24 protein-coding genes are annotated in these 25,636 nt (G+C 72.9%); 17 read left to right on the forward strand and 7 right to left on the reverse strand.

The window, feature by feature from the left end; all coding sequences use genetic code 11:
- The first annotated feature begins 2 nt into the window (after positions 1–2).
- The 3 genes from hpnH to AC07BF_RS08825 all read left to right on the forward strand — a co-directional run bounded on the left by hpnH (position 3) and on the right by AC07BF_RS08825 (position 4,467).
- On the forward strand, positions 3–1,031 hold the full coding sequence (hpnH, locus tag AC07BF_RS08815; RefSeq protein WP_363367305.1) for an adenosyl-hopene transferase HpnH: 1,029 nt from the start codon (positions 3–5) through the stop codon (positions 1,029–1,031).
- Between the two features lie 126 nt (positions 1,032–1,157).
- Positions 1,158–3,068, forward strand: a complete 1,911-nt coding sequence (dxs, locus tag AC07BF_RS08820) for a 1-deoxy-D-xylulose-5-phosphate synthase (RefSeq protein WP_363585868.1) — start codon at positions 1,158–1,160, stop codon at positions 3,066–3,068.
- The gene (locus tag AC07BF_RS08825) at positions 3,058–4,467 is read left to right on the forward strand and encodes an aspartate aminotransferase family protein (RefSeq protein ID WP_478333115.1); all 1,410 of its coding nucleotides are present in this window, start codon (positions 3,058–3,060) and stop codon (positions 4,465–4,467) included. Before dxs ends, AC07BF_RS08825 begins: the two co-directional genes overlap by 11 nt.
- A gap of 309 nt (positions 4,468–4,776) precedes the next feature.
- On the opposite strand, the gene AC07BF_RS08830 is transcribed toward AC07BF_RS08825, so the two are convergent.
- Positions 4,777–5,052, reverse strand: coding sequence for a DUF6343 family protein (locus AC07BF_RS08830; protein ID WP_363585870.1), 276 nt, complete (start codon positions 5,050–5,052; stop codon positions 4,777–4,779).
- 77 nt (positions 5,053–5,129) lie between these two features.
- Between AC07BF_RS08830 and AC07BF_RS08835 the strand changes: the two genes are divergently transcribed.
- Positions 5,130–5,330, forward strand: coding sequence for an I78 family peptidase inhibitor (locus tag AC07BF_RS08835; RefSeq protein ID WP_063350104.1), 201 nt, complete (start codon positions 5,130–5,132; stop codon positions 5,328–5,330).
- A 32-nt stretch (positions 5,331–5,362) separates the two neighbouring features.
- On the opposite strand, the gene AC07BF_RS08840 is transcribed toward AC07BF_RS08835, so the two are convergent.
- Both AC07BF_RS08840 and fabG read right to left on the reverse strand, forming a co-directional pair.
- On the reverse strand, positions 5,363–6,130 hold the full coding sequence (locus AC07BF_RS08840) for a phosphatase PAP2 family protein (RefSeq protein WP_363585871.1): 768 nt from the start codon (positions 6,128–6,130) through the stop codon (positions 5,363–5,365).
- A 231-nt stretch (positions 6,131–6,361) separates the two neighbouring features.
- Complete coding sequence (fabG, locus tag AC07BF_RS08845; RefSeq protein ID WP_350875567.1) at positions 6,362–7,129, reverse strand: 3-oxoacyl-ACP reductase FabG; 768 nt, start codon at positions 7,127–7,129, stop codon at positions 6,362–6,364.
- A gap of 375 nt (positions 7,130–7,504) precedes the next feature.
- Between fabG and AC07BF_RS08850 the strand changes: the two genes are divergently transcribed.
- Entirely contained in the window at positions 7,505–8,401 is an 897-nt protein-coding gene (locus AC07BF_RS08850) for a MarR family winged helix-turn-helix transcriptional regulator (RefSeq protein ID WP_363585873.1), read from the forward strand.
- 242 nt (positions 8,402–8,643) lie between these two features.
- Here AC07BF_RS08850 and AC07BF_RS08855 read toward each other — a convergent pair whose 3' ends face one another.
- Entirely contained in the window at positions 8,644–9,507 is an 864-nt protein-coding gene (locus tag AC07BF_RS08855) for an aldo/keto reductase (RefSeq protein ID WP_363631514.1), read from the reverse strand.
- Positions 9,508–9,964: 457 nt separating this feature from the next.
- On the opposite strand from AC07BF_RS08855, the gene AC07BF_RS08860 reads away from it, so the two are divergent.
- The 11 genes from AC07BF_RS08860 (at position 9,965) to AC07BF_RS08910 (ending at position 20,809) form a co-directional block, all read left to right on the forward strand.
- Positions 9,965–11,737 carry an ABC transporter ATP-binding protein gene (locus AC07BF_RS08860; RefSeq protein WP_363631513.1) on the forward strand — a complete coding sequence of 591 codons (1,773 nt, stop codon included), beginning with the start codon at positions 9,965–9,967 and terminating at the stop codon, positions 11,735–11,737.
- A gap of 64 nt (positions 11,738–11,801) precedes the next feature.
- Positions 11,802–13,574: an ABC transporter ATP-binding protein gene (locus AC07BF_RS08865; RefSeq protein ID WP_363585875.1), complete on the forward strand. Its 1,773-nt coding sequence runs from the start codon at positions 11,802–11,804 to the stop codon at positions 13,572–13,574.
- 149 nt (positions 13,575–13,723) lie between these two features.
- Positions 13,724–13,969: a LapA family protein gene (locus AC07BF_RS08870; RefSeq protein WP_363616943.1), complete on the forward strand. Its 246-nt coding sequence runs from the start codon at positions 13,724–13,726 to the stop codon at positions 13,967–13,969.
- Between the two features lie 47 nt (positions 13,970–14,016).
- The gene (locus AC07BF_RS08875; RefSeq protein WP_363585905.1) at positions 14,017–14,745 is read left to right on the forward strand and encodes an amino acid ABC transporter ATP-binding protein; all 729 of its coding nucleotides are present in this window, start codon (positions 14,017–14,019) and stop codon (positions 14,743–14,745) included.
- 10 nt (positions 14,746–14,755) lie between these two features.
- The gene (locus AC07BF_RS08880; protein WP_363585877.1) at positions 14,756–15,676 is read left to right on the forward strand and encodes a glutamate ABC transporter substrate-binding protein; all 921 of its coding nucleotides are present in this window, start codon (positions 14,756–14,758) and stop codon (positions 15,674–15,676) included.
- 12 nt (positions 15,677–15,688) lie between these two features.
- Entirely contained in the window at positions 15,689–16,333 is a 645-nt protein-coding gene (locus AC07BF_RS08885) for an amino acid ABC transporter permease (protein WP_363585878.1), read from the forward strand.
- Complete coding sequence (locus AC07BF_RS08890) at positions 16,330–17,199, forward strand: amino acid ABC transporter permease (RefSeq protein WP_478333116.1); 870 nt, start codon at positions 16,330–16,332, stop codon at positions 17,197–17,199. Before AC07BF_RS08885 ends, AC07BF_RS08890 begins: the two co-directional genes overlap by 4 nt.
- A gap of 107 nt (positions 17,200–17,306) precedes the next feature.
- Entirely contained in the window at positions 17,307–18,221 is a 915-nt protein-coding gene (locus tag AC07BF_RS08895) for a LysR family transcriptional regulator (RefSeq protein WP_363585879.1), read from the forward strand.
- Positions 18,222–18,329: 108 nt separating this feature from the next.
- Positions 18,330–18,911: a cysteine dioxygenase family protein gene (locus tag AC07BF_RS08900; protein WP_363585880.1), complete on the forward strand. Its 582-nt coding sequence runs from the start codon at positions 18,330–18,332 to the stop codon at positions 18,909–18,911.
- Between the two features lie 13 nt (positions 18,912–18,924).
- Complete coding sequence (locus AC07BF_RS08905; protein WP_363585906.1) at positions 18,925–20,016, forward strand: YeiH family protein; 1,092 nt, start codon at positions 18,925–18,927, stop codon at positions 20,014–20,016.
- An 85-nt stretch (positions 20,017–20,101) separates the two neighbouring features.
- Positions 20,102–20,809, forward strand: a complete 708-nt coding sequence (locus AC07BF_RS08910) for a spermidine synthase family protein (RefSeq protein WP_363631511.1) — start codon at positions 20,102–20,104, stop codon at positions 20,807–20,809.
- Positions 20,810–20,949: 140 nt separating this feature from the next.
- On the opposite strand, the gene AC07BF_RS08915 is transcribed toward AC07BF_RS08910, so the two are convergent.
- The 3 genes from AC07BF_RS08915 to AC07BF_RS08925 form a co-directional block, all read right to left on the reverse strand.
- Positions 20,950–22,668: a hypothetical protein gene (locus AC07BF_RS08915; protein WP_400805244.1), complete on the reverse strand. Its 1,719-nt coding sequence runs from the start codon at positions 22,666–22,668 to the stop codon at positions 20,950–20,952.
- 129 nt (positions 22,669–22,797) lie between these two features.
- Entirely contained in the window at positions 22,798–23,703 is a 906-nt protein-coding gene (locus tag AC07BF_RS08920; protein WP_363585883.1) for a TetR/AcrR family transcriptional regulator, read from the reverse strand.
- Between the two features lie 33 nt (positions 23,704–23,736).
- Complete coding sequence (locus AC07BF_RS08925; protein WP_363585884.1) at positions 23,737–24,246, reverse strand: NUDIX hydrolase; 510 nt, start codon at positions 24,244–24,246, stop codon at positions 23,737–23,739.
- A 157-nt stretch (positions 24,247–24,403) separates the two neighbouring features.
- Between AC07BF_RS08925 and AC07BF_RS08930 the strand changes: the two genes are divergently transcribed.
- Entirely contained in the window at positions 24,404–25,627 is a 1,224-nt protein-coding gene (locus AC07BF_RS08930) for a serine hydrolase domain-containing protein (protein WP_363585885.1), read from the forward strand.
- The last annotated feature ends 9 nt before the right edge of the window (positions 25,628–25,636 follow it).

The following is a 25,636-nucleotide window of genomic DNA, read 5'->3' on the forward strand; positions in this document are numbered from 1 at the left end:
CCATGGCCATGCCGTTGCGCCAGACCGTGCGGGTCGGCACCTACCTCATGCAGCAGAAGCTGCTCAAGCGCCGGGACAAGTTCCCGCTGATCGTCGAACTGGAGCCGCTGTTCGCCTGCAACCTCGCCTGTGAGGGCTGTGGCAAGATCCAGCACCCGGCGGGTGTGCTGAAGCAGCGGATGCCGGTGGCCCAGGCGGTCGGCGCGGTCCTGGAGTCGGGTGCCCCGATGGTCTCGATCGCCGGCGGCGAGCCACTGATGCACCCGCAGATCGACGAGATCGTCCGCCAGCTCGTCGAGCGCCGCAAGTACGTCTTCCTCTGCACCAACGCGCTGCTGATGCGCAAGAAGATGGACAAGTTCAAGCCCTCGCCGTACTTCACCTTCGCCGTGCACATCGACGGCATGCGCGAGCGGCACGACGAGTCGGTGGCGAAGGAGGGCACCTTCGACGAGGCGGTGGCGGCGATCAAGGAGGCCAAGCGGCGCGGCTTCCGGGTCACCACCAACAGCACCTTCTTCAACACCGACACCCCGCAGACCATCATCGAGGTGCTGGACTTCCTCAACGACGAGCTCAAGGTCGACGAGATGATGATCTCCCCGGCCTACGCCTACGAGAAGGCCCCCGACCAGGAGCACTTCCTCGGCGTCGACCAGACCCGGGAGCTCTTCCGCAAGGCCTTCTCCGGCGGCAACCGGAGCCGCTGGCGGCTCAACCACAGCCCGCTCTTCCTGGACTTCCTGGAGGGCAAGGCCGACTTCGAGTGCACCCCCTGGGGCATCCCCAACTACTCTCTGTTCGGCTGGCAGCGGCCCTGCTACCTGATGGCCGACGGCTACGTGCCCACCTACCGCGAACTCGTCGAGAAGACCGACTGGAGCAAGTACGGCCGCGGCAAGGACCCGCGCTGCGCCAACTGCATGGCGCACTGCGGCTACGAGCCGACCGCCGTACTCGCCACCATGGGCTCGCTCAAGGAGTCGCTGCGCGCCATCACCGAGACCATCGGCGCCAACCGCGGCCACTGAGCCGGTCGTTCGACCGCGCCACCGCTCCCGAGGACACCCCGTCCGGCCCGGGCCCCGCGCCCGGGCCGGCCCCGCTCCCGCCGGGCGGCGGCACCACCGCACCACTCCGAGTCGTGAGGTGTACCCATGTCACTGCTCTCCAGCGTCACGTCCCCGGCCGAACTGCGAAAGCTTCCGGCGGTCGAACTCCCCCTGCTCGCCGACGAGATCCGCGCGTTCCTGATCGACGCCGTCACCCGCACCGGCGGACACCTCGGGCCCAACCTCGGCGTGGTCGAGCTGACCATCGCCCTGCACCGGGTCTTCGACTCCCCGTACGACCGGATCGTCTTCGACACCGGCCACCAGAGCTACGTCCACAAACTGCTCACCGGCCGCCAGGACTTCTCCCGGCTGCGGATGAAGGGCGGGCTCTCCGGCTACCCCTCGCGCGGCGAGTCCGAACACGACCTGGTCGAGAACTCGCACGCCTCCACCGCCCTGTCCTACGCCGACGGCCTCGCCAAGGCCGCCCGACTGCTCGGCCAGCACGACCGGCACACCGTCGCGGTGATCGGCGACGGCGCGCTCACCGGCGGGCTCGCCTGGGAGGCGCTCAACAACATCGCCGAGGCCCGCGACCGGCCGCTGGTCATCGTCGTCAACGACAACGAGCGCTCCTACGCCAGGACCATCGGCGGCCTCGCCAACCACCTGGCCACCCTGCGCACCACCCAGGGGTACGAACGCTTCCTCGCCCTCGGCAAAGGTGCGCTGCAGCGCACCCCGCTCGTCGGCCAGCCGATCTTCGACGCGCTGCACGGGGCCAAGAAGGGCTTCAAGGACGCCTTCGCGCCACAGGGCATGTTCGAGGACCTCGGGCTGAAGTACCTCGGGCCGATCGACGGCCACGACCTCGGCGCCGTCGAACAGGCGCTGCGCCAGGCGCGCAACTTCGGCGGCCCCGTCATCGTGCACTGCCTCACCGTCAAGGGACGCGGCTACCGGCCCGCCGAACAGGACGAGGCCGACCGCTTCCACGCCGTCAACCCGATCGACCCGTACACCTGCCTGCCGATCTCGCCCAGCGGCGGAGTGTCCTGGACCTCGGTGTTCGGCGACGAGCTGGTCGCGCTCGGCGCCGAGCGGCCCGACCTGGTGGCGATCACCGCGGCCATGCTCCAACCGGTGGGCCTGGCCCGCTTCGCCAAGGCCTTCCCGGAACGCACCTTCGACGTCGGCATCGCCGAGCAGCACGCCGTCACCTCCGCCGCCGGCCTCGCCACCGGCGGCCTGCACCCGGTCGTCGCCGTCTACGCGACCTTCCTGAACCGGGCCTTCGACCAGGTCCTGATGGACGTCGCCCTGCACCGGCTCGGTGTCACCTTCGTCCTCGACCGCTCCGGGGTCACCGGCAGCGACGGCGCCTCGCACAACGGCATGTGGGACATGTCGATCCTGCAGGTCGTCCCGGGCCTCAGGCTCGCCGCCCCGCGCGACGCCGACCAGCTGCGGGCCCAGCTGCGCGAGGCCGTCGAGGTCGCGGACGCCCCCACCGTGGTCCGCTTCCCCAAGGCCACCATCGGGCCCGCCGTGCCGGCCGTCGAGCGGATCGGCGGGATGGACGTCCTGCTGCGCACCGGCCGGCCGTCGGAGATCCTCCTGGTCGCGGTCGGCACCACCGCCGCCGCCTGCCTGGACGCCGCCCGGCTGCTGCTCGCCGAGGGCTTCACCGCGACCGTCGTCGACCCCCGCTGGGTCAAACCGGTCGACCCGGCCCTGCCGGAACTGGCCGCCGCCCACCGGCTGGTCGTCACCGTCGAGGACAACGGCCGCACCGGTGGCGTCGGCGCCGCCGTCGCCCAGGCGCTGCGCGACGCCGACGTGGACGTGCCGGTGCGGGTGCTCGGCCTGCCGCAGGAGTTCCTCGGCCACGCCGCCCGCGGGGAGATCCTGGAGGAGACCGGCCTGACCGGCACCGGAGTCGCCGCGCAGACCGCCGTCTTCGCCAAGAACCTGCTACCGAACCGAGGAGCGAACCAGCGCCATGCCGGCTGACCCCGACCGCACCGCCGCCGCCAGCTTCGACCTCGCCGCGCTGATCACCGAACGCGGCGCCGAGCGGTACGAGCTGCACGGCCGCCACCTCAACCCGCAGCTGCCGCGCATGCTGCACACCATCGGGTTCGACAAGTACTACGAGCGCGCCAAGGGCCCGTACTTCTACGACGCCGAGGGCAACGAGTACCTCGACATGCTGGCCGGCTTCGGCATCTTCGCGCTGGGCCGCCACCACCCGGTCGTGCGGTCGGCGATCCAGCAGGTGATGGACCTCGACCTGCCGGACCTGGTCCGCTTCGACTGCTCGCCGCTGCCCGGGCTGCTCGCCGAGCGGCTGCTCTCGTACGCGCCCGGGCTGGACCGGGTGTTCTTCGGCAACAGCGGCACCGAGGCGGTGGAGACCGCGCTCAAGTTCGCCCGGTACGCCACCGGCCGCAGGCGCGTCCTGTACGCCGACCACGCCTTCCACGGGCTGACCACCGGCTCGCTCTCCGTCAACGGGGAGAGCGGTTTCCGCAAGGGCTTCGACCCGCTATTGCCGGACACCGCCATCCCGCTCGGCGACCTCGGCGCGCTGGCCAAGGAGCTGAGGCGCGGCGATGTCGCGGCCCTGATCGTCGAGCCGATCCAGGGCAAGGGCGTCCTGGCGCCGCCGCCCGGCTGGCTGCGCGCCGCGCAGGCCCTGCTGCACGAGCACAGGGCGCTGCTGATCTGCGACGAGGTGCAGACCGGGATCGGCCGTACCGGCGAGTTCTTCGCCTACCAGCACGAGGAGGGCGTGCTGCCCGACCTGGTCTGCGCGGCCAAGGCGCTCTCCGGCGGCTACGTACCGGTCGGGGCGACGCTCGGCAAGAGCTGGATCTTCGAGAAGGTGTACTCCTCGATGGACCGGGTGCTGGTGCACTCGGCCAGCTTCGGCGCCAACGCCCAGGCGATGGCGGCCGGACTGGCGACCCTGGAGGTGATGCGCGAGGAGAAGGTGGTGGAGAACGCGCGTCAGGTCGGCGACCAGTTGCGCGAGCGGCTGGCCGCGCTGGTCGACCGGTACGAGCTGCTCGCCGAGGTGCGCGGCCGGGGGCTGATGATCGGCATCGAGTTCGGCCGGCCCAAGTCGCTCAAGCTGCGCACCGGCTGGACGGCCCTGCAAGCCGCGCGCAAGGGGCTGTTCGCCCAGATGGTGGTCGTCCCGCTGCTCCAGCGGCACCGGATCCTGACCCAGGTGTCCGGTGACCACCTGGAGGTGATCAAGCTGATCCCGCCGCTGATCATCACGGAGCGCGACGTCGACCGGTTCGTGGACGCCTTCACCGACATCATGGATGACGCTCACCGGGGGAGCGGGCTGATGTGGGACTTCGGGCGGACGCTGGTGAAGCAGGCGGTCGGCAGCCGCTGAGCCGGTTCCGGGCCGGCTCTGGGTGGGTGCTCGGTGGCGGTGCGGAAGTGTTGCGGAAGTGCCCCGGGAGTGGGGAGGGGGGCGGGGGGGACTCCCCCCCCCCTGGGGACACCACTTTTGGGCTCGGCTCCGCTGTGCCCGAGGGACCCACCGGGGCTGAACGGGGGGAACAAAAGGGGCAGGAACCCGGGGGGTGGTTTAGGGGGGGGTGTGGGGGGGGTGTGGGGGGGGGGGGGGGGGGTGTGGGGGGGGTGCCGGGGGGGGGGGGGGGCCCCCCCCCCCCCCCCCCACTCCGTGGGAGACACCGTGTCAGAGCTCGGTCCGGCGGCGCCGGATGACCACGATGAGATCGACGGTGGCGAACAGGGTGAGCAGACCGCAGGCGACGGCGAAGCCGGTCAGGGTCCCCTGGCTGGGGGCGCCGTTGGCGGGGGAGGCCGCCGCCCAGATCGCGAAGCCCGCCGTCGCGAGCGCGAACAGCGGTGTGAAGGTGAGCGACAGCAGGTAGCGGAGCTTGAGGTCGCTGCGGGCGGTGGCCGGCTCGGTGCCGCTGCGCCACGGCCGTCGCGGGGTGGTGGTGCGCATGGCCGTTCACCTCCGGGCCGCGCGGGTGGGGGCTACGATTCCAGCGTACGTCCGTGGGGGAGAGCGGGGGAGACGCGATGACGGGGTCGGACGCGGCGGCGGACGCCGAGGGCTACGCGGGGCTGCGGATCGAACGGGCCCGGGAGCTGGCCCGGCGGCACGGCTGGGCCTCGGTCCGGGTTCTGGAGCCGGGGGCGATGATGACCATGGACCACCGTGAGGGCCGGCTCAACCTCGCGGTGCGCGACGGCGTGGTCGAGCGCAGCTGGGAGGGGTAGGGCCGCCCTCCCGGTGGTCTTGGCGTGCGGGCTCAGTGGCCCGGCCGCCGGGCCAACCGCTGTTCGGCGGCGACGACCATCGGCTCCAGCAGCGGCAGCGAGAGCAGCACCAGCAGTCCGGCGGCCCAGCCGGCCAGCACGTCGGTGACCCAGTGGGTGCCCAGGTAGAGCGTGGTCAGGCCGATCGAGCAGGCGGTGGCGGCGGCGATCACCGCGCCGGTGCGCCGCCAGCGGACCGCGAGGTAGGCGAGCACGCCCCAGGTGACGACCGCGTTGGCGGTGTGACCGGACGGGAAGATGGTGCCGCCGGAGAACAGTTCGGGCGAGCCGACGTACTGGGCGTAGTGCGGGCCGAGCCGGCCGGTGACGATCTTGACCGCGCCGACCGTGACGTTGAGCAGCAGCAGCGCGACGGCCATCACCAGCAGCGGGCGCAGCCGCCCCAGCCGGTGCGCGCGCCAGCCGAGCCAGACGAAGGCGGCGATGGCGGAGGGGCCGCGTTGCCCGGCGACCACCCAGGTGTCGAGCAGCGGTTCCAGGCTGGGCCAGTGGTCGTAGGGGCGGAACAGCCGGACCGACCAGTCGAGGTCGACCAGGGCGGTGTTGAGCAGGACACCGGCCAGGACCAGCAGGTAGGCGACGCAGGTCACGGCGAGCAGGGCGGCCTGTCGGCGGCTCATCGGCGGCCAGCCGGGCTCGCGGCGGTGGACTCGTTCGGGGCTCGGGCGCTCGCGGTGGGTGGTGGTGAGCTGCTCCGGCCCCTGGTTGGGATAGGGCGCGGGGGTACTCGGGGCTTGCACGGGGGTGACCTTACCCATCCGGCCGGGGCTATTCCGGAGGGATTTGTCATTTTCCCGTGAAATCGACAATTGGCGGGGAGAGGTCCGCCCGGGGAGTGATTTCCGTGATTCTCGGATCGAATGCCAGTGTGGTGTTCGAATGATTCTGCAAAAGCCCCGGTAAAGAAAACGGAGTGGGAGGTCGGTGCGGCCGGCTTCCCACTCCGTGGTAACCCTGTGTAGGTTCCGTGCTCAGTCGAGGGGGCCGCCCGCGACGTAGATCACCTGCCCGGAGACGAAGCCGGCGCCCTCGCTCGCGAGGAAGGAGATGGTGTGGGCGACGTCCTCAGGCAGACCGACCCGCTGGACCGGGATCTGGGAGGCCGCAGCCCGCTTGAAGTCTTCGAAGTCCATGCCGACCCGGGCGGCGGTGGCCGCGGTCATGTCGGTGGCGATGAAGCCGGGCGCCACGGCGTTGGCGGTGATGCCGAACTTGCCCAGCTCAATGGCCAAAGTCTTGGTGAAGCCCTGCAGACCGGCCTTGGCGGCCGAGTAGTTGGCCTGACCGCGGTTGCCCTGGGCGGAGGAGGAGGACAGGTTGACGATGCGGCCGAAACCGGCGTCCACCATGTGCTTCTGCACCGCGCGGGTCATCAGGAAGGCCCCGCGCAGGTGGACGTTCATGACCGTGTCCCAGTCGGACTCGGACATCTTGAAGAGCAGGTTGTCGCGGAGCACGCCCGCATTGTTGACCAGCACGACGGGGGCGCCGAGTTCGGCGGCCACCCGGTCGACGGCGGCCTGCACCTGGTCGGCGTCCGAGACGTCGGCGCCCACGGCCAGGGCCCGCCCGCCGGCCGCGGTGATCCGGTCGACGGTGTCCTTCCCGGCGGTCTCGTCCAGGTCGAGGACGGCCACGGCGTAGCCGTCGGCGGCCAGTTGCACGGCGGTGGCGGCGCCCAGGCCGCGGGCGGCGCCGGTGACGACGGCGACCCGGGGGGCGGTGCTCTGCTCGGTCATGCGCGCTCTCGTCTCTCTCGGGGTGGTCTCCGCGGGGAGCGCCCCGGGGAGGGTGGCCACACCCTACCCGCGAGTAGGGAGGGCGAACAGGGTCGGAGAGCCGCACGTGACGGTCGGTAAGGACCGACCGGTCGGCTTTCTACTGAGAACGGGTTACCGAGAGGGCGTGGCGGCCGCGTAAATATGCCAATGTTGCCGAACCTGCGTCTACTATCCGCCCCTGCCTGCCAGCAAGGGCCCGCCGTTTGTATAGTGTCCGCCAGCAGCCACCGGCTGCACGGCTGGAGCGCCCTCCCTCATAGCTGGACGCCCACTCGCCGTTACTGCCCCACCCGGGTGTCCCACACACACCGGGTGTGACATCGGGACGGATACATGGTGCTGGGGGAGATCCCGACGACCCGCGTGTCCGCGCGACTGCAACAGTCGCCCGGACACCTGATTCGCGTTGCACAGCAGGTTCACACCAGGCTGTGGTCCGAGCATGTCGGAGCCGATCTCACGGCTCCGCAGTTCGCCGTTCTGCTGGTCCTGGCCCTCGAACCGGGTGCCGACCAGCGGACGGTCGGCGAGCGAGCCTCGCTGGACAAGGCGACGATGGCGGAGATGGTCGCGCGGCTGGTCCGCCGCGGCTTGGTGCTGCGAAGGCGTGACCCGGCCGACGGCCGGCGAAAACTGCTCGCGCTCTCGCAGAGCGGTGCCCAGGCGGTGCGTGAGGCCACCGGTGGTGTGGTCCGCGTGCAGCGCACCCTGTTCGAGCCGCTGACGGCGGAGGAGCAGGTGGAGATCGTGCGGGTGATGGCCAAGATAGCCAGGCTGGAGCCCGCCGCGGTCGCCGTGTTCTCCGACGCGCGGCCGACACTGGACGCGCAGCGGGCGATCGGCTACCTGATCAGGGTGGGCCAGCAGGTGCACACCAAACTCTGGTCGGAGCACGTCGGTGCGGAGCTGACGGCTCCGCAGTACGCGGTGCTGGACGCGCTGGAACTGGAGCCGGGCGCCGACCAGCGTACGGTCGGTGAGCTGGCCTCGCTGGACAAGGCGACGATGGCCGAGATGGTCAGCCGGCTGGTGCGCCGCGGTCTGGTGCAGCGCCGGCGCGACCCCTCGGACGGGCGCCGCAACCTGCTGTCGCTCTCGCCGGCGGGCCAGGACCTGCTGCACCGTTCGACGGCCGGCGTGGCCGAGGTCCAGCGGCTGCTGCTCGCCCCGCTGGACGAGGGTGAGCACGGGCCCGCGCTGGCGCTCCTCGGCAAGGCGGCGCGGCTCTAGAGGGATCCTTTGAGCGCCAGCCAAAACGATTCGCCAACGTACGGAAGGCCCGGTGTGTTGAGGGCTTGAGGCGTTGGTGGTTCAAGGAGTTGGCGGCTCAAGGCGTTGGTGGCCTGACCCGCCGGAGGCCGTTGCTCGTTGGCGCCGGCGGATCGTGGCACACCGAAGACCGCCCACCCCTGATCGGGGTGGGCGGTCGTTCGACATGACCGCTCGTCAGAGAAGTCGGACGGCGGGTGCCGTCAGTTCCAGTCGAACTCCTGCGGGTCCGGACCGATCCGCGTGCCGGTGGCGACACCGGCGATCGCGGCGAGGTCCTCGGCGTCCAGCTCGAAGCCGGCGACGTCCAGGTTCTCCCGGATGCGGGCGGGGGTGACCGACTTCGGGATCGCGATCACGCCGCTCTGCAGGTGCCAGCGGAGCACCACCTGGGCGACCGTGCGGCCGTGCTTCTCGGCGATCTTCGCCAGCGCCGGCTCGGCGAGCAACTCCTTGCCCTGGCCCAGCGGGCTCCAGGCCTCGGTGGCGATGCCGTGCTGGGCGTGGAAGGCGCGCAGCTCGGTCTGCGGGAAGTACGGGTGCAGCTCGACCTGGTTCAGCACCGGGACGACCGAGGTCTCGTCGAGCAGCCGGGTGAGCTGCTCGGGCCCGAAGTTGGAGACGCCGACCGACTTGACCCGGCCGTCCGCCTTCAGCTGCTCGAAGGCCTTCCAGACGTTCAGGTAGCTGCCGTGCTTCGGGCGCGGCCAGTGGATCAGGTAGAGGTCGACGTAGTCGAGGCCGAGCTTGGCCAGCGACGCGTCGAACTCGCGCAGGACGGCGTCGCGGCCCTGCTCGCCCGACCAGTCGCGGGTGCCCGAGTTCCACAGCTTGGTGGTGATGTAGAGGTCCTCGCGGGCCACGCCGCCGGACAGGGCCTCGGTGATCGCCTGGCCGGTGCCGGCCTCGTTCTCGTAGATGGCCGCGGTGTCGATGGAGCGGTAGCCCGCCTCGATCGCGGTGCGGACGGCGGCCGTGGCCTCGTCGTCCGGGACCTGCCACACGCCGAATCCGAGCTGCGGGATCTGCGCGCCGTCGTTCAGCGTGACGTTGGGGATGTTGCTCACGGGAAGGGGTGCCCTCCTGGTCGTCCGTGTGATTCCAGAAAGGGGCAACTGGCACCCGGGCGGGATTGTTCCCGCCGTTCGGGGGAATCTTGCGGGGCCGGAGGCCCGCTGCGGCGGGGATTCAGGGGCCGGGTAGCGAAAAAACCTGTTGCGCGGATCACATCGGGGTTGGCAGGCTCGCGGCCATGACCTCCTGAGATCCGGGCCCTTCATGCCCTTCCCGCCTCCGCCCGGCCGTCCCGTCCGGCGCCGCTCCGGACGCGCCGATGCCGCCGGGGCGAGGTGCCGCGCTGTCGCCCGCCGCCGTCCGGCTTCCGTCGTTCGCGCGAGCCGGGCCCGCCGTGCCGCGAGACCCGCGCCTCCGGCTCGTGACCTTCTCCCGGCGTGTCCGCTCACGCCTGTTCGCACCCTCCAGCACCCTCCAGTGCCGTCCCGCACCCTCCTGTATCGGAGCGTCATGCTGCTGACCCCCCTGCCGTTGGCCGACCCCGGCAGTCCCGACCTCTCCTCACCCCTGGCCTTCCTGCGCTGGCTCCAGCGCGGCCAGCGGCGCGGGCAGGTGCTCGCCACCTGCTGGGCGCTGCTGGAGATGGGCGGCCAGGCGGCGCTGCCGATACCGCTCGGGTGGGGCGTGCAGGCCGCCGTCGACGGCGAGGCCGCCGGGATCTGGCGGGCCGGCGCCCTCGCGGTGGCGCTCGCCGTGCTGTCCGCGCTCGGTGCCGTGCTGCTGCACCGCCAGGCGGTCTGGAACTGGATCCACGCGGCGTGCCACGTGCGGCAGCTGGTGGCCCGGCAGGCCTCGCACCTGGGCGCCGGGCTGTCCTGCCGGATCGCCACCGGCGAGGTCGTCGCGGTCGGCAGCGGGGACGTCGAGCGGATCGGCTGGTACGTCGAACTCGTCGCCCGGGTCCGGGCCGCGGTGATCGTGTGGCTGGCCGTCAGCTCGGCCGTGCTGGTCGTCGAACCGGTGCTCGGGGTCGGGGTGCTGCTCGGCGTCCCGGTGCTGGCAGCCGCCGTCTGGCCGCTGATCGGGCCGTTCGAGCGGCGGTACGAGCAGCAGCGTACGCTCGGCGGCAAGGCCACCGAGCTGGCCGCCGACACCGTGGCGGGGCTGCGGGTGCTGCGCGGCATCGGTGGCGAGGAGCTGTTCCTGGACCGGTACCGGGCCGCCTCCCAGAAGGTCCGGGCCGCGGCCGTCCGATCGGCCCGGCTCTGGTCGCTGATGCAGGCCCAACAGGTCCTGTTGCCGGGCCTGTTCGTGATCGGGGTGACGTGGTACGGCGCCCGGCAGGCGGCCGCGGGCGAACTCGCCGTCGGCACCCTGATCGCCGTGTACGGCGCCACCGCCTTCCTCGCGGCGCCGCTGCGGATCCTGGGCGAGGCCGCACACGCCTGGAGCGTCGCCCGGGTCTCCGCCGGGCGCGCCGTCCGGGTGCTCTCGCTCAGCCGTACCAGCGGCGTGGCCGAGGCCTCGCTGAACAAGCCGGGGAACGCCGACCTGTTCGACCCGGCGACCGGGCTGACCGCGCGGGCCGGGGAGCTGACCGCGGTCGTCTGCGGGGACCCGGACTTCGCCGGGGCGCTCGCCGGGCGGCTCGGCGGGCACGTCCCGGCCGCCGGCGACGAGCCGGAGCAGCCCTCCGTCCGGCTCGGCGGAACGGAGCTGGACGCGGTACCGCTGGCCGAGGCCAGGGCGGCGGTGCTGGTCCACGACAAGGAGCCGGTGCTGCTCTCCGGCACCCTGGCCGGGCTGTTCGACATCCCGTCCTCGGGGCGGGTCTCGGTGGCCGAGGCGCTGGCCGCCGCCCGGTCCGACGACGTGCTGGAGGCTCTGGTGGACGGCTCGCCGGAGTGCGAGGGCGACGCGATGCTCGCCCGGATCACCGAGCGCGGGCGCTCGCTGTCCGGCGGGCAGCGCCAGCGACTCGCCCTGGCCCGTGCGCTGCTGGCCGACCCGCCGGTCCTCGTCCTGGACGAGCCGACCAGCGCGGTGGACGCCCACACCGAGTCCAGGATCGCCACCGGACTGCGGGACACCCGGGCGGGGCGCACCACCGTGCTCTTCGCGACCAGCCCGCTGCTGCTCGACCAGGCGGACCGGGTGGTGCTGCTGCGCGACGGCCGGGCGGCCGTGGCCGGGCGGCACCGCGACCTGATGCGGACCGAGCCGGCCTACCGGGCCGTGGTCACCCGCGAAGAGCAGCCGGAACCGGTGGGGGAGCCGGTATGAGCGGCCGCGTGGGCACCCGCGCCGTCCGTCCCGCCCGACCCGCCGCACACCTGAGGAGCACGTCATGAAGCCCCCCGTCCATGAGGAGCAGGGGCCGGCCACCACCCTGCCGGTCGGCTCACCGGCCGCCGTGCGCGCCTACCTGCGCCTGCTCGCCCGGCGCCACCGCGGCGGGTTCTCCGCGGTGGTGGGGTTGCACTCGGTGGCCACCGTGGCCGGGCTGGTGGGCCCCTGGGTGCTCGGCAGCCTGGTCGAGTCGCTGGCCACCGGCACCGCCGAGGCCACCATCGCGGTCGCGGTCGGCTGGTACCTGCTAGCGCTGGTGGTGCAGTCCGCCTTCACCGGCTGGTCCCGGATGCGCGGTGCCGTCCTCGGCGAGCGGGTGCTGGCCGACCTGCGCGAGGACTTCCTGGTCCGCTCGGTCGCGCTGCCCACCGGCGTGCTGGAGCGGGCCGGCACGGGGGACCTGGTCTCCCGGGGCACCACGGACATCGACCGGCTGGACAAGTCGGTGCGCGAGGCCGTGCCCGAACTCGCCGTCGCCATCGTGTCGTTGCTGCTGGTGATCGGCGCCCTGCTGGTCACCTCGCCGCTGCTCGCGCTCACCTCGCTGGTCGGCCTGCCGCTGCTGCTGGTCAGCTCCCGCTGGTACTTCAAGCGCGCGCCGCAGTCCTACCGCAACGAGTCGGCCGGGTACGCCGCGGTGAACACCGTGCTGGCCGAGACGGTGGACGCCGGGCGGACGGTGGAGACGCTGCGCCTGGGCGACCAGCGGATCGCCCTGACGGACCGCAAGCTGGGCGAGTGGCTCGCCTGGGAGCGCTACACCCTGTGGCTGCGCTCGGTCTGGTTCCCGACCATCGACGCGTTCTACTCCTCGGCGGTGCTGGCCACCCTGCTGCTCGGTGGGCTGTTCACCCTCAAGGGTTGGATCACCGTCGGCGAGTTGACCACAGGAGTGCTGTACGCGCAGATGCTGACCGGTCCGGTCGACCTGATCCTGCGCTGGTACGACGAACTGCAGATCGGCCAGGCCTCGCTGGCCCGGCTGGTCGGCGTCCGCGAGGTGCCGGAGCACGAGGGTGACGAGTCCAGTCACCCGGACGGCCGCCGGGTCGAGGCCCGGGACGTCCGGTTCGGCTACCGGGAGGGCGCCGACGTCCTGCACGGCATCAGCCTGGACGTCGCGCCGGGCACCCGGGTCGCGCTGGTCGGGCCGTCCGGGGCGGGCAAGTCCACGCTGGGGCGGCTGCTGGCCGGGATCTACGCCCCCGGGCGCGGCAGCGTGACGCTCGGCGGGGCGGCACTGGCGCGGATGCCGGCCGAGCGGGTGCGGGCGGAGGTCGCCCTGGTGAACCAGGAGCACCACGTCTTCGTCGGCACCCTGCGGGACAACCTGCGGCTGGCCGCGCCCGGGGCCGAGGACACCGAACTGCGCTCCGCGCTGGACGCGGTGGACGCCGGCGGCTGGGTGGACGCGCTGCCGCACGGCCTCGACACCGAGGTCGGCTCCGGCGGCACCGTGCTGACTCCGCCGCAGGCCCAGCAGCTGGCGCTGGCCCGGCTGGTGCTGGCCGATCCGCACACCCTGGTGTTGGACGAGGCCACCTCGCTGCTGGACCCGCGCGCCGCCCGGCACCTGGAGCGCTCGCTCGCCCGGGTGCTGGAGGGCCGCACGGTCATCGCCATCGCCCACCGGCTGCACACCGCGCACGACGCGGACGTGATCGCGGTGGTCGAGGGCGGCCGGATCAGCGAGTACGGCAGCCACCCGGAGCTGGTCGCGGCCGGCGGCCCGTACGCGGCGCTCTGGCGCTCCTGGCGGGACGAGCGGTAGCGGGCCGGCGCCGTTGAACCCGTACGGCGCCGTTGACCCGTACGGCACTTCAAACCCGCACGGGGCCGGATTGCCCCGTGCGGGTTACTACCTCACCCATCAGGGCGCGTAACCGGGCAGATCGGAGCCCCGGCCCGCAGACTGCTCCGGTGACCAAGATTTCGGACGGCTCGTCCGGCTCCAAACGCAGCGAGATCGCTGGGATCCCCACCCGGTACATCGGGATCGGCGTCATCGTCGTCCTCGCCGTGTGGTTCCTGTTCGCGAACCTCGACAAGGTGAAGATCCAGTTCTGGGTGTTCACCGTTACCGCGCCGCTCTGGATCGCACTGCTCGCCACGCTGCTCGCCGGCGGCGCGCTGGGCTGGCTGCTGAAGGGGCGTCGCGGCCGGTGACCAGCGCTCCCGGGCCGGCCCAGGCGGGGCCCTCGGCCTTCACGCCGCTGATCGAGGTGCGCGGCGTCAACAAGCACTTCGGGGACCTGCACGTCCTCCAGGACATCGAGCTGACCGTGGGCCGCGGCGAGGTCGTCGTGGTCATCGGACCGTCCGGCTCCGGCAAGTCGACGCTCTGCCGGGCGATCAACCGCCTGGAGCCGATCGAGGACGGCACCATCCTGATCGACGGCGAGCCGCTGCCCGAGGAGGGCAAGGGGCTGGCCCGGCTGCGCGCCGAGGTCGGTATGGTGTTCCAGTCCTTCAACCTGTTCGCGCACAAGACCGTGCTGCAGAACGTCTCGCTCGCGCAGATCAAGGTCCGCGGCCGGCCCCGGGCGGAGGCGGACGCCAAGTCCCGCGCCCTGCTGGAGCGGGTCGGGCTGGAGGCGCACGCCGACAAGTACCCGGCCCAGCTCTCCGGCGGCCAGCAGCAGCGGGTGGCGATCGCCCGGGCGCTGGCGATGGACCCGAAGGCACTGCTGTTCGACGAGCCGACCTCGGCGCTCGACCCCGAGATGATCAACGAGGTGCTGGACGTCATGCGCCAGCTCGCGCACGAGGGCATGACGATGGTCGTGGTCACCCACGAGATGGGCTTCGCCCGGGCCTCCGCCAACCGGGTGGTCTTCATGGCCGACGGCCGGATCGTCGAGGACCGCGCCCCGGAGGACTTCTTCAGCGCTCCGGAGAGCGAGCGCGCCCGGGACTTCCTGTCCAAGATCCTGAAGCACTGAGGCGGCGCCCGTGACGAGGAAGACCACGCCCGCCGCCCGGAGCCGGACGGTGCTCGCCGCCGTCCTGCTGCTCGCCGTGCTGGCCGCCGGCTGCGGCAAGCCCGGCACCCCGCCGCCCAAGGGCCCGCAGGCGAGCGCGCTGCCCAGCTACCAGGTGCGCGACGCCGCCTCCATCACCGGCTCGCCGACCCTGGACGCCGCCCGGAGCCGGGGCCACCTGGTGGTCGGCGCCAAGGAGGACCAGCCGTACCTGGGCGAGAAGAACCCGGCCACCGGCGTGTACTCCGGCTTCGACATCGAGATCGCCAAGATGGTCGGCGCCTACCTCGGCTTCCCGCCGGACCGGATCGAGTTCAAGACCATCGCCTCGGCCAACCGCGAGACCGCGCTGCAGAACGGCCAGGTGGACTTCTACGTCGGCACCTACACCATCAACGACAACCGGAAGAAGCTGGTCGGCTTCGCCGGGCCGTACTTCGTCGCGGGGCAGTCGCTGCTGGTGCGCAGGAACGACAACACCATCCACGGCCCGCAGGACCTGGACGGCAAGAAGGTCTGCTCGGCGGCCGGCTCGACCCCGTACCAGCGCATCCAGTCGCAGTACCCGAAGGCGAAGCTGATCGGCTACGACACCTACTCGGCCTGCGTGGACAACCTGATCACCGGCCAGGTGGACGCCGTCACCACGGACAACGCGATCCTGCTGGGCTACGCGGCCAAGGTGCCGGACGAGCTCAAGGTGGTCGGCCCGCTGTTCTCCCAGGAGCCGTACGGGATCGGGACTCCGAAGAACGACACCGTGCTGCGCCTGGCCCTGGACGACGCGCTGGCGCAGAACGAACAGAACGGCGACTGGAAGAAGGCCTACGACGCGACCCTGGGCCTGTCCGGGGAGCCGGCGCCGACACCGCCGCCGATCGACCGGTACTGAGAGGGCCGCGCCGTGAAAACGCTGACCGACAACTGGTCGACCTACTGGGACGGCTTCCTCGGCACGCTCTCGCTGTTCGCGGTGAGCGCCGTGCTGTCGCTGGTGCTGGGAGTGATGATCGCGGGTTTCCGGGTCTCGCCGGTCCGGCCGCTGCGAGTGTTCGGGACGGCGTGGGTGACGCTGCTGCGCAACACGCCGCTGACCCTGCTGTTCTTCATCGTGGTGCTGGGCCTGCCGCGCTTCAACATCACGCTGCCGTTCTTCGTCTTCGCGGTGGCCGCGCTCAGCTGCTACACCTCGGCCTTCGTCTGCGAGGCGATGCGTTCGGGCATCAACACCGTGCCGGCGGGGCAGGGGGAGGCGGCGCGCAGCCTGGGCATGAGCTTCGGGCAGACGATGAGCGTGGTGGTGCTGCCGCAGGCGTACCGGTCGGTGGTCGCGCCGATCGGCAGTGTGATGATCGCGCTGGCGAAGAACACGGCGATCGCCGGCTCGTTCAGCGTCACCGAACTGCTCGGCACCTACCGGACGATCAACGAACTGGGCTACAGCATCATCTGGACCTTCGTCTGGATCGCCGTCGGCTACCTGATCATCACCCTGGCCGTCAGCGCCGTCTTCAACCTGCTGGAACGACGAGTGGCGGTGTCGCGATGACCGTTGGATCCTCGGCGCTGTACGACATCCCCGGTCCGAAGGCGCTCGCCCGCCACCGGCTGTACGGCGGGATCGCGCTGCTGCTGATCGCGGCGCTGATCGGCTGGATCGTCTACATGCTGTTCCACACCCACCAGTTCACGTACCAGAAGTGGATGCCCTTCGAGTACCGGGGCGTCCAGGACCTGCTGCTGAGCGGGCTCGGCAACACCCTCAAGGCCTTCGGCTGGACGGTGCTGTTCGCGTTGCCCTTCGGCGCGCTGTTCGCGGCCGGGCGGCTGTCCGACCACAAGGTGGTGCGGGTGCTCTCCACGGTGGTGGTGGAGTTCTTCCGGGCCATGCCGCTGCTGGTGATGATCTTCTTCGTCTTCGTCGCGCTCAAGGTGCAGCCGCTGTGGGCGCTGGTGGTCGGGCTGGTGCTGTACAACGGCTCGGTGCTGGCCGAGGTCTTCCGGGCCGGCGTGCTCGCGGTGCCCAAGGGCCAGCGCGAGGCGGCCTACGCGCTCGGCCTGCGCAAGACCCAGGTGATGACGTACGTGCTGGTGCCGCAGGCCAACCGGGCCATGCTGCCGGCCATCATCAGCCAACTGGTGGTCGCGCTCAAGGACACCTCGCTGGGCTTCCTGATCACCTACGAGGAGTTCCTGCACGCGGGCAAGCTGATCGCCACCAACCTCGACTACGACCTGCCGTTCATCCCGGTGGTGATCGTGATCGCGCCGATCTACATCGGCATGTGCCTGCTGCTCTCCTGGCTCGCCCGCTGGGTCGAGCGCCGCAGTCGGCGCAGCCCGAGCATGCGGGGCGGGGCGCCGGTGGTCAAGGCCGGGGTGGCGATGGGGCTGCCGCCGTCCGCGCAGCAGTGAGAGGCCTGGTTCGATCCTGAACCATAGGTGTGGGTGGGGATAGAGCGGGCATCTCCAATTTCCTCTTATGATTGCGGAGGTTCGACGACGACGACCGGGGGAGGGCCATGGAGCCGGTATTCGACTCGCGGCACATCAGGACGTTCCACGAGGTCGTCAGAGCGGGCTCCTACTCGGCCGCCGCCCGCGAGCTCGGCTACACCCAGCCCGCCATCACCCAGCAGATGAAGGCGCTCGAACGCACCGTCGGCGTCGCGCTGTTCACCCGGGCCGGGCGCGGACTGCGGCTCACCGAGGCGGGCGAGGCGCTCTCCCGGCACGCCGAACTGATCCTCGGCAGCCTCTCCGCCGCCCAGCAGCAGCTCGCCGCGCTCGCCCGGCTGCGGGCCGGGCGGGTGCGGGTCTGCGCCTTCCCCAGCGCCAACGCCACCCTGATACCCGAGGCGATGGCCCGGCTGCTCGCCGAGCATCCCGGTGTGCGGGTCGAGCTGCTGGAGGCCGAACCGCCGGACTCCGTCCAGCGACTGCTGCGCGGGGAGTGCGACATCGCGCTGGCCTTCCGCTACCCCGGCGGCGCGACCGAGGTGCCCGACGGGCTGGACGAGATCCCGCTGATGGAGGACCTGCTCACCGTGCTGCTGCCGGTCGGACACCCACTCGGCCGTCGGCACGCCGTTCGGCTCGCCGACCTCGACGGCGAGCGCTGGATCGCCGGGTGCCCGCGCTGCCGGGCCAACCTGCTGAACGTCTGCGCGGAGGAGGGCTTCGCGCCGGACATCGTGTTCTCCACGGACGACAACCTCGCGGTGCAGAGCCTGGTCGCCGCCGGGGTCGGGATCGCGCTGATGCCCGCGTTGGTGCTCTCCTTCATGTGCCACCGCAAGGTCACCGGGCGGGCCGTCGAACCGCACCTGCGCCGGCAGGTGAGCGCGTACGTGCTGCGCGAGCACCGGCGGATACCGGCCACCGGGCTGGTGCTGGACCACCTGCGGCGGGCGGCGGCGAGCCGGATCGGGTGCTGAGTCGTGGCTCCGGTGGGTGCTCACCGGGGCGATTCATAAGCTGAAGTTGGGGGGAAGCTTAAGAACCATCGTTGGACGTGATAGGTCGGTGCAGCCGAACCTGCTGGCATGACACCCCCAGCCACGGTCGGCAGCGACCGGCTCACCGAGCGGATGACCGCCCTGATCGGCGAGATCCGTGCCGTCGTGGACCGCGGACTGCCCCCGGAACTCACCGCCTACCTGGTCGGCGAACGCCTCGCCCCGCACCTGCGCGCCGACCCCGACGGGCCCGACGCGCTGCTCACCCCCGCCCAGCGCGAGGGCGACCCGACGCGCTACCGCCAGCACGTCCTGCACGCCGAGGAGGACGGCGGCTTCTCCGTCGTCGCCCTGGTCTGGCTGCCCGGCCAGCAGACCCCGATCCACGACCACGTCTCCTGGTGCGTGGCCGGCGTCCACCAGGGCCAGGAGAGCGAGACCCGCTACCGGCTGGTCTCCGACGGCCGCACCGCCCACCTCGTCGAGACCGAGCACGTCGCCGGCCCGGCCGGCACCGTCGCCGCCTTCGCCCCGCCCGGTGACATCCACCTGGTGCGCAACGCCTGCAACAGCACCGCCATCTCCATCCACGTCTACGGCGCGGACGTCTCGCGGCTCGGCACCAGCATCCGGCGCGTCTACCGGCTGCCCGCCGACCAGCAGCAGTGAGGGCGGCGTGGCACTGACCCTCCGGGAGCGCGCCACGCGCACCCGCTCACTGCCCCCGCTCGGCGGGGACGCCCCCGGCCTGCTGCTCGCGGCGGCCGGGGTGGCCGCCGCGATCGCCGTCCACGCGGCCGTGCCCGCCGTGCCCAAGCTGACCGCAGCCGTCGTGCTCGGTATGGCGGCGGCCCACCTGCCCGCGCTGCGCCCGGTGGTGCGCGGGGTGGCCCGGCCAGGGCTGTCCATGGCCGGCAAGCGGCTGATGCGGCTCGGGATCGTCCTGCTCGGGCTCAAACTCAGCCTGGACGACGTGCTCGGCCTCGGCTGGGCCACCGTCGCCATGGTGCTCGCGGTGGTCGCGGCCACCTTCACCGGCACGCTCTGGCTCGGCCGGCGGCTCGGCCTGCCGGGCGACCAGCCGCTGCTGGTCGCCACCGGGTACTCCATCTGCGGAGCCTCGGCGATCGGCGCGGTCAGCCAGGCGGCCGGCAGCGAGGAGGAGGACGTCGCCGCCTCGGTGGCCCTGGTCACCCTGTGCGGGACGCTGGCCATCGCCGTGCTGCCGCTGCTCCAGCAGCCGTTCGGGCTGGGCGACGTGGAGTTCGGGCGGTGGGTCGGCGCGAGCGTGCACGACGTCGGGCAGGTGGTCGCCACCGCGCAGACCGGCGGGGCGGGCGCGTTGCGGGAGGCCGTCCTGGTCAAGCTGATGCGGGTGGTGCTGCTGGCGCCGCTGGTCGCCGGGATGGCCGTCGCGGTACGGCGCCGGGCGCGACGGGCCGGGGAGGCCGTCGTCGGGGCCGGCCAGGAGTCGGGGGAAGGCCCTGCGAAGAACCCGGGCACCATCGGCAGCCGCCCGCCGATCGTCCCGCTGTTCGTGGCGGGGTTCCTCGCGATGATCGTGCTGCGGACCACCGGGGTGCTTCCGGAGCGGGCGCTCACCCTCGCCGGGGACGCCCAGGAACTGCTGCTGGCCGCCGCGCTGTTCGGCCTCGGCAGCGCCGTGCACCTGCCGACCATGGTCCGCACCGGCGGGCGGCTCGCCCTGCTCGGGCTCGGCTCCTGGGTGGTCGTCGCGGGCGTCTCCTACGCCGGGGTGCTGGTCACGACGTGACGGGCGCAGGGGCGGACTCGGCTATTGTCGGGCGGGTACTCGTCCGCCGGGACGCTCCTGCACCCGAGTCCGCTGAGGAAGCCGCATGTCCACCGCACTGCCCGAACGGGACGCTCACGAGGCCGTCGTCACGCTCGACCGGCGGGACGGCCCGTTCGGCGAGGTGGTGCTGCGCCGGCGCGGTCGGCACTTCGAGATCATCGCCAACGGCTGCTTCCTGATGGACACCGCCGACGGCCGCTCCGAACGCCTGCTGATCCAGGCGGCGCTGGACGAACTGGACCGCACCGGCGCCCCCGCGGAGCCCTCGGTGCTGATCGGAGGCCTCGGCGTCGGCTTCTCGCTGGCGTACGCGGCGGCCGAGCCGCGCTGGGGGCGGATCGCCATCGTCGAGCGCGAGAGCGCCGTCATCGACTGGCACCGGAGCGGGCCGCTCGGCGCCTTCTCCGGCGGCGCGCTGGAGGACCAGCGGGTCCAGGTCCTCCACACCGACCTGCTGGAGTACCTGGCGGCGGCCGACGGCGAGCGCTACGACGCGCTGTGCCTTGACATCGACAACGGCCCGGACTGGACCGTCACCGACTCCAACGCCGGGCTGTACGGCGCCGACGGGCTCGCGGTGCTCTGGCACCGGCTGCATCCGGGCGGGGTGCTGGCGGTGTGGAGCGCGCAGCCCTCCGCGGACTTCGAGGAGGCACTGCGGGCGGCGGGCTTCTCCGACGTCGTCACGCACGAGATCCCGGTCAGCCGCGGCGTGCCGGACGTGGTCCACCTGGCCCGGCGCGCCGGCTGACGGCGTAGGGCCTCCCAACCTTCCTGTCGCGTCCGGGCGTTGTCCACAATGGCGGTCAACTGCCGGCTCTCGGCGTCGCGTTGTCGCGGCCTCCTGTCGATCCTGCGGTTGGATCCTGGCGGAGGGGCAGTGGTCGGGGCTCAGCCGAACGGCCTGGTCTCCGGGCCCGAAGCCTCCGCCGCGTCGGTCTCCGTCGCTTCGTCCGGGGTGGACGGGAGGCTTTCCGGGGCGAAGGGGTTGAAGTCCGGCGGAGGCACCATGACCGGCGTGCCCTTCCGCGGGGCGTCCTGCGCGGGAGCAACCTGCGCGGGAACGGCCGGCGGTGCGGAGGGCGGCGGTGGGACGGCCGGGCCCTGCGCCGCGAGCGTGGTGCCGAACGGGTCCGACTGGTCGGCCGTCACCGTGCCGAACGGGTCGGTGGCCGGGGCGGCCGCCGCCGGGGACGTGTCCGGGGTGGACGGGAGGCTTTCCGGGGCGAAGGGGTTGAAGTCCGGCGGGGGCACCATGACCGGCGTGCCCTTCCGCCTGGCCGGCGCCGCCTGTGGCTCGGCGTCGGCCGGGGAGGCCTCCGCGACGGGCGCGAACGGGTTGAAGTCCTCGGGCGGGAGCTGCGCCGGCACCTCTTCCGGCTCCTTCTCGACGGGAGCGGGAGTGGGAGCGGCGGCAGGCGTGGCGGGCACGGGCGCGCGCACGGCGCCGGACACCTCCCCGTCCCAGCCGAACTGAACGCTCTTCAGCAGCTCCGCGAACGCCTGCGTGTACAGGTCCCAGTCCTCCGGCTGCGCCGTGGACAGCTGGACGCAGAGCACGGTGCCGCCGTCCGGCAGCGGGACGAAGGCCTCGACCGCCGAGGTGACCACCCAGCGCCGCTGCCCGTCGGCGGACAGCGGCCCCGGCACCGGGACGGTCCGTCCCTCGACCAGGACGGCGGCCGGCCCGGCCGGCAGCAGGACCGTCCACACCTCGGCGTGCCGCCGGACGGTGGCGAGCTCGGTGGCGAGCGCGGTGATCGGCAGCGGGTGCCGGGCGAGCGAGACGACCAGGGCGGCGTCGGAGGCCCGGCCGTCCACGTCCAGCGCGCAGACGCCGGCGTAGACCGTGCCGGCGTCGTGGACCAGGTCGGCGAGGGTGGCGGAGATGACCGCGAAGTCGCGGCGCTGCTCCGGACCGTCACCGCTGAACAGCTCCTCGGCGACCTCGGCCAGATGCCCGGTCAGTTCCTCGGCGGCCGCGGCGGTGGCCGGGTCGACGCCGTCCGCCCCGCCCGCCGGCGCGGGCACCGTACGGGAGCAGACCCCGGCGGGACCACCGGGGGAGGTCAGCGGGTGGAAGCCGGGCGGGACCACCAGCCGGACCTCGGCGCCCGCGCCGGTGGCCAGTTCGACCGGCTGGCGGGTCTGCTGCCCGGCGGCCAGCGCGGCCAGCGCCGGGGCGAACGGAGGGCGCAGCTTGGGGTCGGCGAATTCGCCGGTGACCGGCAGTTGGAACAGCGCGGCCGAGGTGGTGCCCCGGTCGGCGATCGCGCCGCGCACCGCCCCGCCGCCGTAGCGGGTGTGGAGGGCGGTGGTCACCCGGTCGGCGACCCGGGCGCCGGTACCGGGGCGGGCCGTGCCGGCGGTGAGCACCGTGCCGAGCCGGTCCACGGCCGCGTGCACCGGGCCGTTCGGGGCCAGTGGGAGGCCGAACAGCGCCTCTGAGGCGGGGTGTTCGGCCGGACGCAGGGCGCTGAGCGAGGCCGCCGGATGGCGGGAGGTGCGCTCGTCGAAGAGGGCGTCGGTGAGCGTGCCGAGGGTCGCGCAGACCTGCTCCGCCGCCGCGAAGGGATTGGCCTCCGCGCTGAACTGGACGTCCTGGGTCAACTGTTGAGCCCCCCGCTCTGCTGCGTCTGCGGTCCGCTGGTTCGGGTGGGTCCGCGCGCGCCGTGGCGGCGTGCCGTCGGATCCGTGCTCATTCCTATCAGAGCCCGCTGTCGGGACCGAACCGGCGGATCACCCGATGGGAGCCGCGGCCGTTTCGCCCGTGGCCTGCGGGGACGTTTCGCCGGACGGTGCGGTGGCGAGCGCGGTGACCGCCTCGGCGATCCCGGGGACGGCGAACAGTCCGGCGAGCTCCCGCACCAGGCGCCCGGTCGGGCCGTCAGGACGCTCGTCCGCGAAGAACGAGGCGAGTTCGGCGGCGAGCGCCGGCTCCCGGGCGGCGGTGAGGGTGAGGGAGGCGACGAACTCCTGCACCAGGTGCAGCTGCAGGTCCTCCAGCGGCACCGAGCGTTCGGCCAGCCACTCCAGCGAGGTGATCTCGGCGTTGGCGATCCAGGCCCGGACGGTCAGCCGCAGCCCGGGGCTCGGCGCGGGGATCGCCAGGTGGGAGAGGATCTGGTCGTGGGCGGCCCGCCGCACCTCGTCGATCACCGCCGAGGTGCCCGCGCTGGCCGCCACCGAGCCGCCGCGCAGCAGCGCCGCGAAGCCGGGCCCGTGGCTCTGCACGAAGTCCAGGTAGCGGCCCATCACCCGGTACAGCCGCTCGGACAGCGGCCCGTCGGCGGCCTCCTCGAAGCGCGCCGAGAGCTCCCGCCCGGCCCGCCGCAGCGACTCCTCGTACAGCGCCTGCTTGCCGGGGAAGTAGTGGTACACCAGCGGCCGGGAGGCCCCCGCGGCGGCGGCGATGTCGTCGATCGACACCTCCTCCGGCGGGCGGCGGCTGAACAGCTCCAGCGCGACGGCGATCAGCTGCTCGCGCCGCTCGTCCACGCTGAGCCTGCGGCGCGGCCGCTCACCGGCAGCCGCCCGGGCCGGTGCCCGGTCCGGCGCCTGGCCCGCCGCCCGGGCCGGTGCCTGCTCCGGGGCGGGGGTCCGTGCAGCGCGGGCGGCCGTCGGCGACGGCGTACGGGAGGCCATGCGCGCCACCCTATCCGCCGTCCGGGGCGGGGCCTACGCGGCGTGGAGGTCCAGGTAGCGGCGGTAGGCCTCGCGGCCGTCGGGGACGAAGTGGTCGCGGGCGAGGCGGTCGGCGAGCTCGGCGGGGGTGAGCCAGGCGTGCCAGGCGACCTCGGATTCCTGCGGCTGGACCGGGCCGTCCCACTCGGCCTCGTACATGTCGCTCCACCAGGAGAGCCGGTCCTGCCGGAAGAGGAACTTGAAGAGCGGACGCGGGCTGATCCCGTGCACGCCGAGCTCCTCCTCGGCCTCGCGTACGGCGGCCTCGGCGTACGTCTCGCCGGAGCCGACCACGCCGCCGACGAACATGTCGTACGCGCCGGGGGCGAACAGCTTGGTGTCGGTGCGGCGGTGGACGAAGATCCGCCCGGCCGGGTCGCGGACCAGGATGAAGACGCACCGGTGGGTGAGCCCCTGCCGGTACACCTCCCCGCGCAGCGCCGTCCCGATCACCCGGTCGTGCTCGTCGACGACGTCCAGCAGCTCTTCGGCAGGGTTGGTCATGATGGACAGGTTAGGGTTTCGGGGCCCGCTTCGAACGCTTTTCGAGTGCGATCCGAGCTCGATTCGCATGTGATGCGCACTGTGATGCGCATGCGATTCGTGTGCGATCCGACGCGGGCGGGAACGCAGGAACCGGACAGGCTGAGGGCGGCGCGCGGTGGTGGAGATCTGGGGCGAGACGGCCGAGGGGTTCGAGCCCGTACGGGAGGCCTTCGCGCGGAACTTCCGCGAGTACGGCGAACTGGGCGCGGCCTTCGCGCTGTACGCGCGCGGCCGCAAGGTGGTCGACCTGTGGGGCGGTGACGCCCGGCCCGAGGTCGGCGGGCGGCCCGCGCCGGCGGTGCCCTGGACGGCGGACACCGCCCAGGTGCTGCGCTCGGTCACCAAGGGCCTGACCGCGGCCACCGCGCTGCTGCTGGCCGAGCGCGGCCTGCTCGACCTGGACGCCCCGGTGGCCTCCTACTGGCCCGAGTTCGCGCAGGCCGGCAAGGGCGGGGTGCCGGTGCGCTGGCTGCTGTCGCACCAGGCCGGGGTGCCCGCGCTGGACGTGCCGCTGCGGCTGGAGGACGTGCTGACCTGGGAGCGCGCGGCGGCCGCGGTGGCCGCGCAGGCGCCCGCCTGGGAGCCGGGCACCGCGCACGGCTACCACCCGTACACCTTCGGCTGGCTGGTCGGCGAGGTGGTGCGGCGGGTGAGCGGGCGCACGATCGGCCAGTACTTCGCCGAGGAGATCGCCCGGCCGCTCGGGCTGGACCTGTGGATCGGGCTGCCGGCCGGGGCCGCGCCGAGGGTCGGCCGGCTGGTCGACCTGCCCGCCCCGGAGGCGGCCCGGACCGGGCCGAGTGGGCTGCGACTGCGACCCAAGCAGTCCGTCCGGGACGCCTACCAGGACCCGGCCTCGCTGACCGCGCGGTCCTTCGCCTCGGTGCGCCCCGGGGTGGACCTCAACGACCCGGCGGTGCAGGCCGCCGAGATCCCCGGCGCGGGGGGCATCGGCACCGCCCGCTCGCTGGCCCGGTTCTACGCGGCGCTGATCGGCGCCGCCGACCGCCCGGACGGCTCCGGCGCGCTGCTGCCGCCGCTGCTCGCGCCCGGGGTGCTGACCCGCGCGGCCGGGCCCGAGGTGAGCGGGCCGGACCGGGTGCTGATCGTCAACTCCACTTTCGGCCTGGGCTTCTGGCGGCACGGCCCGACCGCACCGATGGCCTCCCCGGCGAGCTTCGGCCACCCCGGCCGGGGCGGCTCGCTGGGCTTCGCCGACCCGGAGCTCGGGCTGGGCTTCGGCTACGTCACCAACGGCATGCAGCCGGGTGTCACCGGCGACATCCGCTCGCGCAACCTGATCCGCGCGGTGCGGGGGTGCCTGGGGCTGTCCGGGTAGCGGCGGGCC

It is taken from the genome of Kitasatospora sp. NPDC043950, from assembly GCF_056435345.1.